Genomic DNA, 16,332 nt, shown 5'->3' on the forward strand with positions numbered 1-16,332 from the left:
TAATACGATGCTTCCCCAAGCTGTAGGGTATTAGCTATAAGAATGAACAACACCCGGGATGTTGACGCATTCCGGGCTGTTTTTGTATATTTAGATCATAGGCCGACACCTCCTATCGTAATATTATTCACATTCTGATGATAGTTGATTTCGGTAGTTTCCTTGATCACTTCCAATATTTCTGTGGCTGAACGGGCATGTTTGAAAGTGCCGGAATATCTGATCTGCTTTAAACGCTCCTTTTCAATAACAATCACGGTCCCAAACCGCCGGTCCAATGTCTTGGCGATTTCCTCAAGGGAATTGCCGTCAAATGCAAGAACATCGTTTTTCCATCCGACAAAATTGACTTGCTGTTCGGGCTGTATCTGGACGATCCGGATCTTTTGAAACCGGCCATCTGGTTGTTCCAATTTGGTATCAGCATTTTTAGATCGATCAGACGAAGCGCTGAGAACCTGATGCGCTTTTAAATAAATGCGATTATATTCATTGTTTTTTGACAACCCGTTTTCAATTGATATCTCACCCTGGACGACGGAAGCTTCAAAAGTATCGTCTTCAGGATATGCCTTGATATTGAATTGAGTTCCGATGTCCCTGATCGCGTATTTATTTGTTCTGACCAGAAATGGCAATTTGCTTTTCTTACCCTCGATCTCAAAAAATGCTTCCCCGGACAATGAAACCGTACGATTCACGGCGTTAAAACCTTTCGCTACGGTCAGAACAGAACCGCCGTTCAACCAGATTTTCGTTCCATCTGATAACTTAAAAACTCTGCTTTTTCCCTTTGATGCTACTAATTTTACTTCACCCTCTGTCGGGAACTTACGAGCTGAAAATATCCAGATGCCAAATGCCAAAATCAACAAGGCAGCAAATGCAAAGCCACTGTAAAACAAATTGCTTTTGTTGATGACCGGCTTACTGAGGTGTTGCTTCCGGAACTCTTCATAGGCCTGGTCCGTATTAATTGAGGCATAATCAGTGACCAAAGCCTGATGCCATAGCTCGTAAAGCTGAGCAAAATGCTGTTCATTTTCGGGATGGGAATTGATCCATTTACTTACATACGCGCTCTCAGCCGAGGTGGCCTCATTGGTGATGTATCGAATCAGTAACTCATCGATGTTGTCGTCGTGCATCATAATCCTAAGACAACTGAACTTTTATATACCCCCAATGTTATTTTGATTTTTGTGCATTTGATGGTGATTTATTGCGAAAAATTCAGAATGACCCGATTTTATTATTTATTTTGGTAATAATTACACCGGTATTATTATATTGTGCTTGCGAAACTGGCGTGTCCTTCATGCAGAAAGATCAAGATTCCCTATATGACAGATTGCGGTCAGGCGATCATAAAGCTTTTGAATCATTATTCAAAAGTCACTACCGGTTGATGACGCTTTTTGCAAACAAGATGCTGAACGACATGGAGATCGCTCGGGATATCACGGATGATGCATTTACCACGCTTTGGGAAAAGAGATCAGAATTAAATGTCACAGGATCATTAATATCTTATATGTATAAGATGATCCAGAATCGCTGCCTGAATCATTTCAAGCATCAGGAAACCAAAAACCTTTTTTTAGACTATCTTCAACGTCATAATTTACTGAATTTGCAAGCCGAAAATTTTGAGCGCGCTTATCATGACAAAGAAATTGGTGAAAGAATCAGATCGGCGGTAAATGAATTGCCGACCCAATGTAAAATGGTTTTTTGCATGAGCCGTTATGAGCATTTTAAATATAGAGAGATTGCCGAACAGCTCAATATCTCCGAGAAAACCGTAGAACGGCATATGACGCTTGCATTTGCCAAGCTACGTCAGGCTTTAAAGAACGATTATTCAGTTTGGTTATAATAAACGTTACGTGATAAAAACTACACGCGCAAACATGACCGATTCGCGCCTTTAAAATTCAAAATCGGATGTCATGGCTGCTGCCCTGGTCATTCCCTAGAATCAAGGCGCCGTGTTTTGTCTTAGGATCATTGGTCAGCTTTTTCATTAACAGAGATCGGCTGACCCAGTTTTGCCCCCGCTTTAATTATCTTGATCGAATACGGTGGAAGAAGCTTCGCACCCAAAATTCAACCAGATACTGATTGAATGACATCAAACATGCGCTGCCAACTACCGCTAAAATTTCATAATTCAGCATAGTAATCATTAAATTCCTGATTTAACTTGTCTACATTACAAAGTGCGTCTTGAGCAGATTAATAAAGTAATTAGCTATCTCATATCCGCATAAATAAGATCGATAACATCTATGATTGTTTTTTTTATGACCTCCTGCCCTGACCTTTTTTGAATATCTATCCCGCAGAAAGTGTTCTCAAGCATCTTTGCGTGGAGCGTAAGGTAATATACCCCTCCCATTAATAAAGCGTATAAGGCTCTGAAGTTCACAGGACCATCTTTGAACCTATCATCTATTACAGCGGCAAGAATCTCATTACCAACGGTTTCTCTCTTCAGATCCAATTCTTTTAGATGAGAAGATCTTTGACTTAGTCCCCAGGTAATGATCTGGCGCATCTCTTCATTACCTAACAAACTGCTGAGTTGATCGACCAGCACCTCAGTAGCAAGGGTTTTACCTGAATCATGCAGGTTTGCCTGGATCACATCACCAATATCTTCCGTTTGGATCTTCCAGTAATCGTGGCTCTCCAGATATTCCTTAACAAGGCCATCAAGATTTCCAAAATAATTGTAGATAAGCTTTCGGTCTGTTTTGGCCTCATCCGCGATCCTGGCAACATTAAGTTTTGAAAAGCCATCCTCTTTGAGGATCTTGCCCGTTGCCTTCAAAATATTGGCCTTGGTGCGTGCTTTATTTCTTTGAGGCCCATCAATAGCTTTTCTTTCCATCTCTATATACCATTTTTGCGATCGGATAAATGTAACGAAAGACGCTGATAGAATGAAAATGATGGGATACATCGTTTGCGACCTGACCTTTACGATAGGTATGCATCGGTGAAGTATTTTAGTATTGCATAGGAAAAATATCCCTTTTACGCTTATGCCATTGGGAGGGGGAAAGCTTTACCAAATTTAAGGCTGAACTTTTCAAAACGAAAAGAAGTATTTGATCATGAGTGTCCTTGGCCTTAACGGCATTTCAAAAACAGAAAGTTGATTAGTTGTGCTAATGATCTGTTGATATGTTCTTTCATTAAGCAAATTAAGACCCTGCAGTTCAAAATAACCACGCCATTTGTTTGGCAAGAATCTCAAACCGATCTCTAAAAAATCGTTCTTGATGACAGCCCTCTGCGATTGCCTATATGCCATGTGGTGGTAGGATATCGTATAAGACAAATTTGCTGTGAGTTGATGGCTATATGCCGCTTTGAATTTCTGACGAGAGTTTGAATTGCGAATTACCGTGTCGCTAAACGTTCGCTGGAGGTTGGTCCCTGTACCAAATTCTCCACTTAACCGCAGGGTCATCTTTTTAGATAACTTTTTTTGAGCGCTAAGGGCTGCATTAAATCGGTAATTCTTATACGGGGTGATCTGATCGTTATAGAAAGCATTACCTTTTTGTAAACTTAAGCTGGTTTGAGCCGATAGCTGTGAACCTATAAAGAACAAGTACTTTGAAAAACCAGTGTTTAGCGTATAGTTATCGGTTTTATTATCAAAAGGGATAGCTGTGGACCTGGTGAGTCCGTTGGTAATGACATAAGAACTGATAAAGTTCTGAGCGGTACGATCATAACCGAAATAGATATTGTAAAACAATATATGCAGCGGGTTTCTGTAGCTATATCTCGCACTATATGAGCTCATTCCTTTCTGAGGAAGCGGAGCTGCATTGTAATTTAATTGCCTGTAGTTAACGAGGATAGTACCTGTGTAGATATCATTGATCTGACCAAATACGGTCTCATGTTTATACCTCAATTCCAGCTCGCTATAATTATTTAAATGCTGACGGAATTCAATAAGCGGATTGAACAGAAAGTAGCTGCTCTTAGCATTTAATGCGTTCGCATCATTGTACTTGATGACCGTATATGCCGGACGGGCTTCTACTAAAATAGAATTTTTATCGGTAAGATAAGTGGCCGACGGCTTTGCATAAAACACCAGCTGATCAAAATTAAGATCATTCGCAAAGCGATATCCAACTGGCTTAAAGATGCGTGTACTGTCCATTTTAAGCAGAGCGCTGGAAAGCCGGTCATGATCAACGGATGCTCCCGAAGAAACAGACCCGACCCATCGACCAACCTTGATCTTGTAGCTAGCATGTTGATCGATAAAGATATTCGTAGACCGAACTCCTTGTTGGGCTAATAGATAAGGGATACTGTCGTTAAGAAAGTTTTGCTGAACGCCAGGCGAGATCGAAAGTTGCTCGCTGTTTTTGTAGTATTGAACGATACTGTTGTATTGCAGTACCTGATCTTTGGCCACGGCTTTTACCAAGGCTGTCTCATTACCTAAAGATAGATAATTGTTCGGTTGTTGCTGATCGAACGACACCGCATTCTGTGCAGTTCTGCCTATTCTGCTCCACTTGGGCAGATCTAATTTGGTCACGGACCTTAAATACACAGAGGAAGTGTTCTTTTCAGCCTGAAGTTGCACTTTCCAATGATCGAGTTTTTCAGTTTGATCCTGTAACTCTTCGTAACGTATCGTATCGGAATTAGCCAGGAAGTAATTGACGGAATTACGATAATTGAAATTTCTTTTGAGCTGAATGGAAGCTGCATTTATCCGCCAGGACCAGTCACGGCCGGTCTTCAATAAAGCGTTGACGTTTCCTGAAAGGTCATGATTCATGAGATAATATCGCTCATCCACCGTGGGCAAAACTTCGGTAGCCATGGAAAGATAAGGCAGTGCGCTTTTAAGCGACACTTCATTACTATTGAAAGACGACTGGAAATTTTCATTATCATCCTGCAGGTTCTCCCCGTTATTGTTACCTTTTAGGCTATTGATGGTTTTGATCTTTTTCTGAAAGATCAGGTTAGTCAATTCTCCGGTGTACACCTTATTGCCGATACCTGCAGATCCATTATTAATGGTAGTGATACGCGCACTATCTGTCAATTTAAGATTGAGTGATACGTCGTCTGCTGTTATATAACCACTAAGGGCCTTGATCGGCTGATCGTGTTCGATGACCTGCACTTGTTCAACTGAATTCACTGGGACTTTACCGGTCGCAAGCCGGTAGTTACCATCCAACAGATTATCGCCATCAATGTACACATTCGAAATGCGCTTGCCATTATAGCTGATGCCACCTTTTTCGTCGACCTGCAGGCCGGGAAGTCTAGCGATCAGATCGGCAATTACCCTGTCATTTTGATCTTTGAAAGCTTTAACGTTATATTTCAGCGTATCTTTCGAAACCGTGATCTTATTGTTAGATCTGACCACGACCTCCTGTAACGCCGTCGCTGATCGCCGGAGCGTGATGGTCAGTGCTGCCGCGGCCTCAGGGATCGGTAGCGTTTGCGGTTTGTACCCTAACGCATTAAATTTAATGAACAGCTTTCGATCACCGTCGTTTTCGTAAGTAATATCAAAACCGCCTTTTTCGTTCGTTCTCGCAAAACCTATCCCGATGCCAGAAAAGGTTGAAATGGAAATCGATACTCCTTCAACAGGAGATCCTATACTATCTTTAACCACCCCATTTATATACGCCTTCTGTTGGGCTGATAGCGCAAGGGTGGAAAAAAGCAGCACGATCAATGACAGGATTCGTCCAAGGATCAAAGCACAGCCTATTTATCCAATTCTAATGGATAGTTAACAACATCTTTTTTGCGTGCGGGATTCACGGTGGCACCATTTAAGGTCGTTTTATCTATCTGAACATCTTCTGTCAGATTACCTCCCATATCTAAACCCTCTTGCGAAGCTTTTTCCATTCGTTTATAATCCGCGGCATTAGCGGTGATGGCAGATTCAGGAAGTTTCAAGGATACACCCTTAGGTAAAGCATTTGCTAAACTTAGCTTGGTACAGTTGAACCTGATACGTTCTTTAGCGTCGTAGGCCTCAAGGATCAAGCCCGGTAACCCCCTTAATTTCCAAGGCCCTGCATTAACAGGAACATCTGTAGTGAACCACGCGGTATAAAGCCGTCCCTTACAAACTCCTGTAGCTTTCTGGCAATTATAGCCTAGAATATTTTTAGTCTGTCTTTCGATCTTCCAGTTGACCGTTGGAAACGGCTCTTTGATGAGATATTTATTACGTCCGAACCTTTTTTCTGTGTATAGTTCCTTTTCTTCATCATGACCATAGATCTTTTCCGATGTGGTAAGCTTCATGACGCCCATGTCTATGTAACCAGCATCCGAACTCATCGCTTGCTGAATATTGGCAGCCTGCGCAGTACGCTGATCGATGCGCGTCTGGCTTGTGTACAAGCTTTGCTGCTGGTCAAATACCAACAGAAAATCTTCCTGAATAAAAATGGATGATTCAGTAGTATCACGCATATGGGATAAATGATACCGGGCTAGTCCTGTGTTACCTTCTTGCGCCTTGGCATTTTCACGATCAAGGGCGCAGATCAGGAGATAGAAAATAGCAGCGACTAAAAAATTAAAACGAGTATACATAGATCTTAAATCGATATAAGTTAGCAATTGATCGCCTGATCATTGGACTCCTGATGGAACATGGGTTTTGCCATCCGGCAGCTCATGCCGAAAAATGGATCAGGGCAACACTTAAATTGCCGCCCGGCTAACAGCCAGGCGGCAATTTGTCGTAAATGGAGTTTAGATCGTTTTATATAAAACAACCAGTAACCATATTCATTTGCGACTCCGCGTAATCCGCTGCCGCATTCCATAGCGTAACATCTGATAAGCTATTTCCTCCAGAAACGTAAACGATCATAACTTTTCCACAGCTATCACGAAATCCAAAGGCCATTTGCCTGCGGAACATGTCGTTGGCTTGTCTTTCGGTGGAAACTTGGACATCATTCACATTAGCGCTTGATTTTGCCACAACAGCTGGCGCAGCCGGTTTAACATTGATCTTCAGGTCCTTAGCAAATGCACTGATCCCGATCGCTGAGCACAATAAGCTCAAAAAAAGTTTTTTCATAATGTTTTGTTTGATTATTTAACCTCGATCTGGATGGATGACCAAATCCATCACTTCACAAATATAAGTCACATATGTGTGATATTGTTTAATTTTTTTTCCCTTTTTGGAAATTGGTCCATTTGTGTCTGATCTTGACGGTGGATCACTCGGATTTGCCAGCTATAGATATGACCCTTATAGCTACTTTTTACTAGCTACTTTTTTTCGGTATTCAATATCCAGCTCTTTGAGCTGCTGATCGTAATTCTTTTTATCCATAAATACTGATGGCCGATAGCTTTGTGCAGTATTATACTTTCGAAAAAGGTCGAATTGTGAGCCATGAGCAGCCAGCCAGATGTCAAATTTTAGCTTTCTCATAGCAGATAAAGTATAAGCATAGTCCTTAGCGATCTGCGGATAAGCTGGTATGGCATTAAAATCTTTTTCGGTGACTATCGTTGGCAGATTGGCTATTAACACTCGGTAAATACGGCTCTCGTCCTTCACATCGAATAGGTAGCTGCATGAGCCTTTAGTATGTCCCGGGTGATGCAGCATGGTCAAATTCATTTCGCCTAACACGATGTGATCAGCATTATGAAGGGTACGGTCTACATTAACAGGTTTGAAGGTTCGATATTTACCGTCGAGGCCATAATCAGACAACCCTCCAATCGGTAATAATTGGTGCATCAGCATAATCAGCAAACATTTTTGCACCGGTTACTTTTTTTATTGCCGCCATAGCGCCCAAGTGGTCAAAGTGGGCCTGCGTGGTCAATAATATTTTCACATCGCTTATTTTAAAACCTAGTTTTTTGAAGTTATTTAATATGTTTACCACTGAAGATGCCAGGCCTGTATTAATTAAGATATGGCCGGCTTTTGTGGTGATCAAATAACATGCAAGGTCGGCGGTGCTCACGTAATAAAGGTTTCCGACTATTCTAAACGGTTCGATAGGTCTTGTCCATTCCGGATATTTTGTTGCGTTAGGCTCTCGCACCACTTGCGCGTAACTGGCTACTACAACTGTTAGCAACACAAAAATGAACAAGACCTTCCTCATAATTGTTGATTTGCTTTTCGTAAATATACCTTCCCCGGGCGTTTTACAACGTAGTTTTAATATTGCTGATGAACAGTTTACTACCGTTATCATATTGCCACGGGCCACTAAAATAAAAGTATTTGGCGGCTTTTGGAGCGAATAGCTCAGTTTCCGCAAGTTTGGTGTCATCAAGATAAACGGCCATTTGTGTTCCGTCAACATCCAGTTTTACGTGCAATGGTCTGTTTGTAGTAGATGCCAGGTCAAACGTGGTACCAGTTTCTTTCTTGAGTTCATAATTCCCAATATTCACAGCGTCAGCATCCCTATAATGCAGCTGTATAAAGGCTCCCGCATTACTCAGATGTTCCCTCGCAGCATTGTCTTTAACAAAGCCAAAACAAACCGGTGCAATATCTTTTATACTTTCAGCCATGGCCAGCACATCAAATTCAAGAATGAAACGTGCCGGAAACGCTGTTAACCGATTAAGCTTGTAGGTAGCCTGATCTTTTACTAAAAGCCATTTGCCATCTTGTCCTTGCGGGTGCATAATAATGGCTACGCCATTGGTTTTAATGCTGCGAGGCGACGCACCAATTTCATACGAGGAGAAATCTTCATTAAAAGGTTTATCCTGGGCTTGGGTTATGCTGCTAAAAAGTATGATACCAAAAAAAGTAAGTGCAGTTATGATTTTAATGTATCGTTTCATTTTCTTTTTATTGAAATGTTAAATCAGTTATATGGTGCCGAAAATTTCCCATCAGTTACCGTCAGGTATTCGTCCCCGGTCAATAATCGTAACTTGCCGGAGAATGTGCCTTTCACGCCCCATTTGGTTAAGCTGGTGATAGTCATGGTGAAATTGCTGCCGTCAACGTCGCCACCATTATATATGGTTGTACCCAGAATTTTTCCGTCTTTCATTTGCTGGATGTAATATTTGCCCGATAGCAGTAATCTTGCTGCGCTGTTAGAAACATACGATCCCTCTTTAGCGCCCTTGTCTATCTGCATATCGATACCAAAGCCGGTAACCATATCCGGTTTTTCCCAACCGCCAATTACAACAAAGTGTACCGTATCGGTAGCAGGTTTATCGTTGGCGTTAACGTGGTAATTAAACTCGTGGAGGGTTCCGTTGATTTTGCAGGACATGTATATTTCCTGCCCTCCGTTGGCATCGCCGCTGCTTTTTTTACAGGAAATAAAACTGCAAAATGCGATGGCGAGTAGCGCAATGAAGGCAAAACGTTTTCGTGATAGCTTGTTTTTCATAAATGGTGATGTGATAATACCCGTGCGGGTAAACGAAATTTACCCGTACAGGCATTAATAGCAATAAATAAGGGTTAGACTTTAATTTACCTTTACGGATATTTCGCCGTCGTCCATGCCGTCGATGTTCTTTTCTGCAAAAACATCAGGTGCGGCTTTCTGTAATGACTTTAGGATATCTGAGGTAGACCCGGAGTGCTCTAAAACAATGGAAGAACCGGATGCTTTAAACTTCATTTTTGTGCTTTGAACACCCTTTGCCGATTGTAACTTATCATTAATAGCTTTAAGCGTAGAAAAATTAACACCGGCAATTTTTACGGTTGTTTTTTCTGTAGCTGTTCCATCCTTTTTCTTCCCGAAGAAACCCAGTATTTTTTCGCCGGTACTTTTGGTACGGTCCGCAGTGTGGCCTGCGCGGTCAGCTTTATCTGTTGCCCGGTCCATTTTATCTAAGATAGCCTGGGCGCTTGCAAACCTTGGGCTAAAGAATAGCATGCCTGCGAAAATGATCATGATCTTTTTCATAGTTGATTGATTTCGATGTTAATATGATTGGATGATACCGGTTTATATTAGTAAGTGTAGTCTTTGGTAAGATCTGCAGACTTCGTCACCGTAAAGCCGTTAATGTCTTCTTTTACCTCACCGTTGACTTCTGCTTTATAACTTACTTTATAAGCTTCGTTGCCCGGGCTTAAGCATTGAATACCTACACTGATGTTGGAAAGCGGTTTTACAGATTCAATAACATAAGTATTAGTGTTTCCACTAAAATCGTTCTTGCCCAGGCTTACCGTACTTTGGTTATTTTGTACGATTCCATTTACTTTCCAAACTGTTGCATCGGAGGGGTTGTTGGTCAACCCTACCACTACAAAAGACAAATAGGCTGATTCAGGTGCGCCAGTAGCGGTTACCGTAAATTTTGCGGTACGACCTCCGTTTGATGGCGGATTTTCATTGGCGTCTTTTTTACCACATGACGTAAGTGTAGAAATAAAGCCGCATAAAGAGACGGCCATTAACAAGTTTCTTAAAATTGCTTTTTTTTTCATGGTTTTCAATTTAGATGATAGATAGACTGCAAAATTATCTCAGTCATAACTCATATGAAATCCCATGAATGGTGTGTTTTTTTCTCCTCATTTTTAGGTATTTCATACCTGCAAATGCCCGTTATGTAGCTGGTTTGGTTTTTAAGGTCGATATTTGAGGATTACGTAAGCTTCGACTGCTAAACATAAATTAATGTTACTCCATGAAATTACGCCTGATCTGCTTGCTTGTTTTTTCTGTTCTTAATACGAGCGCACAGCAGCAGGTGCCACTTAATGAGAAACGCCATGTAGACAGTTTGGAAACACTATTAAGATCTGCACGTACAGACAGCAGCAGAGCGGTTGCCAGTTTTATGCTGGTGGAATATTGGAAATTTAAGGATACGATTAAAAGTAAGACTTTCTTAATGCGCGGCAAGCAATTAGCAGGCAGTTCGCCCTATTTAAAGGCTTTAACATACTTTTATGAGGGGCAATATTATTTTAACTGTAACACTACTCAAGCCTCCGCAGCTTTTAAAACAGCTCAGCAAAAACTTGCGGCTTTTCACACACCGCAAGCTTATGGTAAGCTGGCAGCAGCCTGGTATAATTACGCGATCATGAACCGCGGCAAAGGATACGAATTCATTACCGGCATCACAACCCAGAAGACACTTCCATATGCTGAAAAAGCCGGTGACCAGACCATGGTTGCCTTTTACTATAGCCAGCTCGCTACCATATTGATGAATAACTACCAGTTTGCGAAAGCTAACTTTTATAATGAAAAAGCGATCGCCGTGCTGGAGAAAAAAGATCCTAAATCTACCAACTTGCTATTGGCTTACCTTAACGGAGTGAGCATTGGTTGTTACGCTGTAAAGACCACTGCTGCAAAAGAACTGCTGCAAAAGGCAAAGGCATTATTAACACCCTATCCGGGTTCGCTAAATTACACTTTGTATTATTATAACGAAGCGCTGTATCACACCACTATTGAATCATACAAAGAAGCCATTGCAAGTGCGGATAAAGGTATTGTATTGGCTACTAAGTACAATCAGAAACAAATGCTTCAGCAGCTTTTGTTTCGCAACTATGAAGCTTATGTGCATTTAAAAGCCTATGCTAAAGCCAGGGGTATTTTGTTAGGCATCGCAAAGGAAGGTACGATGTTAATCAGTGCAAACGATAAAGCGATGGTTTACGGAGAGTTGGCTAAAACCAATCAGTTGATGGGTAACTATCAGGAGGCTTATGATTGGCAAAATAAACATCAGCAGTTGACCGACAGCATGCATAATAAGCAGTTAGAAGTTAAAATAAATGAACTGGAAACTAAATATCGTTCTGTGGAGAGCCAAAAAAAGATAGCTGAACTGCAAGCCAAAAACCGGCAAACTGAATTAAAAAGCAAAAACGAAAAGCTATTCAACTGGCTCCTAGGAAGTGGGTGCTTAAGCCTGCTCGCTATTCTGACGGCAGTGTTGTTGAATGCACGAAGCAATCGGCAACTCGCGGCACAAAAGGAGATTAATTACAGGCAGCAACTGATCGAAATGGAACAAAAACAGCAGCTTCACATCGCCAAAGCAATGCTCGATGGCGAGGAGAATGAACGCGAACGTGTGGCTCGCGACCTGCACGACGGCCTTGGTGGCATGTTAGCAGGTGTAAAAATAGGATTGTCCGGCCTTAGCAGTACCAACAACGAGTTTGCACAAGATAAAGAATTGTTTCGTATCATCGGACAGTTAGATACATCTGTAACAGAACTACGTCGCATAGCCCGCAACCTGTTACCCGAAACGCTATTGAAGTTTGGCCTGGAAGTGGCGATCAAAGACCTCAGTGAGTTTCACATGCGCGACGGGCTGCATATTGATCTGCAAACCCTTTCTATCGAAAAAAGTATTACCCTTAACGTGCAGCTCAATATCTATCGCATCATTCAGGAATTGTTATCAAACGCGATCAAACATGCAAACGCGAAAAATGTGCTGATACAATGCAGCCAAAATGGTTCGGTTTTTTTCATCACTGTGGAGGATGATGGCATCGGTTTCGACACCAAAATTTTAAAAGGCCTTAAGGGTATGGGGTTGGAGAACCTGAAGAACAGAGTAAGTTACTTGAGAGGCAGGTTTGAACTACGTTCTGTCATCAACGAAGGTACAACCGTTAATATTGAATTAAACACTCACGAGTATGCTTGAACTGCTTACCGCTATTGTGGATGACCATCCGATAGTAATTGAGGGGTTAAAGACCTTACTTGCCAACGAAGAGAATCTAAGGATAACTGAGGGATTTTGCACCGGGGCTGACCTTTTAGCTTATATGTCTGCTCAGCCGCTTGACCTGATCCTGCTGGATGTGACCCTGCCTGATATCAGTGGAATAGAACTTTGTAAGAAGATAAAAGAAATATCGGTATCCACCAGGATCCTCATTCTGAGCAATCATACCGAACGTAGCATCATCATGCAGTCCATACAGAATGGTGCAAGTGGTTATTTACTCAAAAACAGTTCCATTGATGAGTTACGGCACTGTATAGCGGAGGCCGTTATAGGCAATATTTGTTATAGCAAAGAGGTCATGGAAATCATTAGCCGGCCCGACAGAAACGAAATGCAGGGCGCCCCTCGTCTCACCCGTCGTGAGAAGGAGATTTTGGGCCTCATCGCGGCAGGTAAAACCAGCCAGGTGATCGGGCAGGAACTTTTCCTGAGTCCGCTTACCGTAGACACACATCGTAAAAACCTCATCCAAAAATTCGGTGTCAAGAATGTAGCCGAACTGGTGATGGCGGCTGCCCAACAACAACTTTTATCAGGTTCGGCAAAATGGATCAATCAATGATCACGAGAATAGATAGTTACAAATTCAGTCCTGAAACTACGGCCAACCGGGACGACATTTGTGCCCATGACGATTTCGGAATTATTTTAACCGGTTGCGTGTTGTGAATTGATGATAAAAAATCGATGGACTCTAACAAACCCGTTGTTGAAAATTTTTCTAAAACTCAGTGATTGTGTTTTTATTGAGGCAAAGCTGATTATGAGATCATTCCCCTGACTTTCTATGAAGCTAATATCAGCCATATTGATTTTTCTGTTGACGCCTTGTAGAAAGTGAATGTGGAAATGATCACCAGGGAAGACCTCGAACGCTTCAAAGAAGAACTTTTCGGGATGATAAAAGATTTAACCGGCAAGCCGCAATTCGGCGAGCAGAAATGGCTAAAAAGCTACCGGGTGAAGAACCTGCTGAAGATCTCGAACGTTACCCTGCAGGACCTGTGCTTGAAGGGAAAGCTGGCCTACAGTATCTGCGGCATCATCTATTACAAGTACGAGGACATGGTCAAGGTCCTTGAAGGGCAAAAGAAAAATATCCTTTTGCACCTCACCCGCTCAGCGAGTAAATTTTTTATTCCGCTATCGCTAAGTGATCGTTTGGATTAGGCATTTGTCACACGTGTTTAGGAGCAAACCATGTTTTTGCTATGCTTAAACGGGCTTGCTCCTGCGGAGAGCGGAGCGAAAGTGATCTTAAAGAGACCGCAGATCGCCATGCCGAATGTGAGCATCTCGTAAATTACTGTTCGTGTCTGAACGAGATGTGTCCAGCGGGGTACATGGAGTAAATTCGCAAGACTGGACCAAAGCGTATTCGTCCTTTACTATGTGGTATCGATGACCGGGACAGATCGGGCGGGAAAGTTCTTTTCCGACCTATAATTAATCAGAAAATAAAAGCATTATGCTTTATTTGCCGCTATCTTTTGCGAATGATCAGGTGGGAAAGGGATGGATCACTTAGCAAACGTTCCATTTCCAGCTCAATTATATTTTTGATATCCTTTTTGATGTCCAGGTAATTTCGCTCCACTACAGCCGGATTGATCTTTTTTATTTCAGGCAAGGGCTTGTAGCTATCGATCTCCTTTTTTAATGCTTCATGGTCATTGACGATCTCTCCGTGATAAGCTTTTAATTCGATCTTACAATCCGGATTATCTGCAACGAGGCCAACAAACTCGCCGGAACTAAGCGCAGCGATCCGCGAGGGCGGTACTGCGGCTTCCAGTTGCCTGGAGCGGCTGATGGAGGTATCGTTGCGATTGATGGACAAACTTTCCCGTTCCTGCATGATGCGCCCGATCTTTTCTGACACCAATTTTGCCGTATCGCCGGATACCTGACCGACCGCCATATTCCCGACGATGTTCATGATCACGTCGGCCTGTTCCCTTCCGTAATCTTTACGCAGTTGGCTGGCGTCCTGGATGCCCAGGGTCGTCGATATCAAATTGCTTCGACCGGTGCTTATTGTTGGAATAATATCCGTCGTTAGTGTCGGAAATTCGTCAAACACCAGGCTGCACTTTAGCTTATTTTTTTGGTTGATAATCTTTAGCAGGCGGTTGGTGAACAGCGATAGTACTGCGCCATACACCTGTATCTTTTGCGGATTATTGCCCATGCAGACGATCTTCGGCGCTGCCGGGTCATTGATGTCCAATGTAAACTCATTTCCCGAGAGCACATAGTACAATTGCGGGGAAGCGATGCGCGCCATGGTGATCTTGGCAGAGGCGATCTGCCCCTCCAGTTGTTCGACAGCGTCCCGCTTGTAGGCACTGATGAACGGATTGATCAGCAAGTCAATTTCTTTTTGTGTACCTAATAAAGTGAACAAGCTATCATAGTCCGCCTGCATCAGCTCGATCACATGCGGCAACGTACAAAATTTCCCATCTTTATATTTTCGCAGATACCAGATGATCGCGGTTAGAAAGTTGATCGGCGACTCGACAAAAAAGTCCCCCTGTTTCTTGATCCATTCCCGGTTCAGGCCGAGCAGGATGGTTCGGGCAGATTCCACCGCATCTGTCAGGTCGAGCATCGCAGATGGATCAAGCGGGTTACAACGATGGCTTCTTGAAAGGTCGTCAAAATTGATCGAATAGAACTTGGGTTGCACCTCATAATCCTTTTTATACTTCAGCCAGGTATTATAAGCGATCACCGCTAGGTCAGGCATTTTAAAGTCGTAGACGAACATGGCAAAACCTTTTCGGATATGCTGGGTGATCACATGCCGGATGATGAAATAGCTTTTACCCGATCCGGGAGAACCGAGTACCACCAGTGCACGGAACAGATTGATCAAATTGATCCAGCCATTCCGTATCTTACCCTTCAGAACATACGTCGTCGGCAGGTTAACGGAGAATTCATTTTCCAACAAACGTTCCTCCTGCGGAAAGGTCTCCTGGTCGCGGTTAAAGATATCGCCAGCCAGCCTATCCCGGATGATACGGGACAACATCGTGCCACCGCTCAAAATCAGCAGGTAACCCGATCCGGTCAAGGCCATATAAGCCAAGGCAACTGTTTGTGCTTTCTCCTTCACCGATAAAGCCAAGTAACTTGTCAGAAATAAAATAAGGCCGGTCGCGATATATAAAACAGCCGTCTTCCAGGTCTGTTTTTCATCCTTCCTGCCCTTGACACCGATCAATGCGATCATCAAAAATACCAGGCTAATTAATTTTGGGTTTAGGAAGCTGCTGAATAACCCGGTGGCTACAACATTGACCATCAGTCGGTCTGTCAGTCCAGACGCCAGGTGCCAAGCTACAAAAGCACCATAACATTCCCTGTAAAAATGCAATAATAACACCGCCACACTGATCAGCCTGGTCATGTCCAGGATCTTGCGCAACGCCTGATCATTTTCTCCCGTACCCATCTTATCCCCTCCTATCTTTCCGTTTTTGAATTTCGCCCCAAGCCTACCCAAGATGGCATCATCATTCCAGGTCACCCATAAAA

At 42.7% G+C, this 16,332-nt stretch carries 14 protein-coding genes and 1 pseudogene; 4 read left to right on the forward strand and 11 right to left on the reverse strand.

Annotation, left to right across the window (positions count from 1 at the left end; all coding sequences use genetic code 11):
- Positions 1-95 precede the first annotated feature (95 nt).
- A complete protein-coding gene (locus FPZ42_RS06835) occupies positions 96-1,151 on the reverse strand; it encodes a FecR family protein (protein ID WP_146269752.1) in 1,056 nt (351 codons plus the stop codon).
- A gap of 167 nt (positions 1,152-1,318) precedes the next feature.
- On the opposite strand from FPZ42_RS06835, the gene FPZ42_RS06840 reads away from it, so the two are divergent.
- Positions 1,319-1,879: an RNA polymerase sigma-70 factor gene (locus tag FPZ42_RS06840; protein ID WP_146269753.1), complete on the forward strand. Its 561-nt coding sequence runs from the start codon at positions 1,319-1,321 to the stop codon at positions 1,877-1,879.
- 375 nt (positions 1,880-2,254) lie between these two features.
- Here FPZ42_RS06840 and FPZ42_RS06845 read toward each other — a convergent pair whose 3' ends face one another.
- The 9 genes and pseudogenes from FPZ42_RS06845 to FPZ42_RS06885 form a co-directional block, all read right to left on the reverse strand.
- Complete coding sequence (locus FPZ42_RS06845; protein ID WP_146269754.1) at positions 2,255-2,896, reverse strand: TetR/AcrR family transcriptional regulator; 642 nt, start codon at positions 2,894-2,896, stop codon at positions 2,255-2,257.
- Between the two features lie 201 nt (positions 2,897-3,097).
- Positions 3,098-5,773 carry a carboxypeptidase-like regulatory domain-containing protein gene (locus FPZ42_RS06850; protein ID WP_146269755.1) on the reverse strand — a complete coding sequence of 892 codons (2,676 nt, stop codon included), beginning with the start codon at positions 5,771-5,773 and terminating at the stop codon, positions 3,098-3,100.
- 8 nt (positions 5,774-5,781) lie between these two features.
- A complete protein-coding gene (locus tag FPZ42_RS06855; RefSeq protein ID WP_146269756.1) occupies positions 5,782-6,627 on the reverse strand; it encodes a GLPGLI family protein in 846 nt (281 codons plus the stop codon).
- 172 nt (positions 6,628-6,799) lie between these two features.
- Positions 6,800-7,123, reverse strand: a complete 324-nt coding sequence (locus tag FPZ42_RS06860) for a hypothetical protein (protein ID WP_146269757.1) — start codon at positions 7,121-7,123, stop codon at positions 6,800-6,802.
- Positions 7,124-7,306: 183 nt separating this feature from the next.
- Positions 7,307-8,177, reverse strand: a pseudogene (gene bla / locus FPZ42_RS19475) (subclass B3 metallo-beta-lactamase).
- Between the two features lie 43 nt (positions 8,178-8,220).
- Complete coding sequence (locus FPZ42_RS06870) at positions 8,221-8,874, reverse strand: hypothetical protein (RefSeq protein ID WP_146269758.1); 654 nt, start codon at positions 8,872-8,874, stop codon at positions 8,221-8,223.
- Positions 8,875-8,897: 23 nt separating this feature from the next.
- The gene (locus tag FPZ42_RS06875; RefSeq protein ID WP_146269759.1) at positions 8,898-9,440 is read right to left on the reverse strand and encodes a hypothetical protein; all 543 of its coding nucleotides are present in this window, start codon (positions 9,438-9,440) and stop codon (positions 8,898-8,900) included.
- An 81-nt stretch (positions 9,441-9,521) separates the two neighbouring features.
- Positions 9,522-9,968: a hypothetical protein gene (locus FPZ42_RS06880; protein WP_146269760.1), complete on the reverse strand. Its 447-nt coding sequence runs from the start codon at positions 9,966-9,968 to the stop codon at positions 9,522-9,524.
- Positions 9,969-10,015: 47 nt separating this feature from the next.
- Complete coding sequence (locus FPZ42_RS06885) at positions 10,016-10,498, reverse strand: hypothetical protein (protein WP_146269761.1); 483 nt, start codon at positions 10,496-10,498, stop codon at positions 10,016-10,018.
- A gap of 203 nt (positions 10,499-10,701) precedes the next feature.
- On the opposite strand from FPZ42_RS06885, the gene FPZ42_RS06890 reads away from it, so the two are divergent.
- The 3 genes from FPZ42_RS06890 (at position 10,702) to FPZ42_RS06900 (ending at position 13,956) form a co-directional block, all read left to right on the forward strand.
- Positions 10,702-12,699, forward strand: coding sequence for a sensor histidine kinase (locus FPZ42_RS06890; protein WP_146269762.1), 1,998 nt, complete (start codon positions 10,702-10,704; stop codon positions 12,697-12,699).
- Complete coding sequence (locus FPZ42_RS06895) at positions 12,692-13,348, forward strand: response regulator (protein ID WP_146269763.1); 657 nt, start codon at positions 12,692-12,694, stop codon at positions 13,346-13,348. Before FPZ42_RS06890 ends, FPZ42_RS06895 begins: the two co-directional genes overlap by 8 nt.
- Before the next feature lie 287 nt (positions 13,349-13,635).
- A complete protein-coding gene (locus tag FPZ42_RS06900) occupies positions 13,636-13,956 on the forward strand; it encodes a DNA-binding protein (RefSeq protein ID WP_186458705.1) in 321 nt (106 codons plus the stop codon).
- A 313-nt stretch (positions 13,957-14,269) separates the two neighbouring features.
- Here the strand turns inward: FPZ42_RS06900 and mobC are convergent, their stop codons facing one another.
- Positions 14,270-16,249, reverse strand: a complete 1,980-nt coding sequence (gene mobC / locus FPZ42_RS06905; protein ID WP_146269764.1) for a conjugal transfer protein MobC — start codon at positions 16,247-16,249, stop codon at positions 14,270-14,272.
- Positions 16,250-16,332 lie beyond the last annotated feature (83 nt).

Origin of the sequence: Mucilaginibacter achroorhodeus (assembly GCF_007846095.1) — a bacterium.
Taxonomy (GTDB): Bacteria; Bacteroidota; Bacteroidia; order Sphingobacteriales; family Sphingobacteriaceae; genus Mucilaginibacter; species Mucilaginibacter achroorhodeus.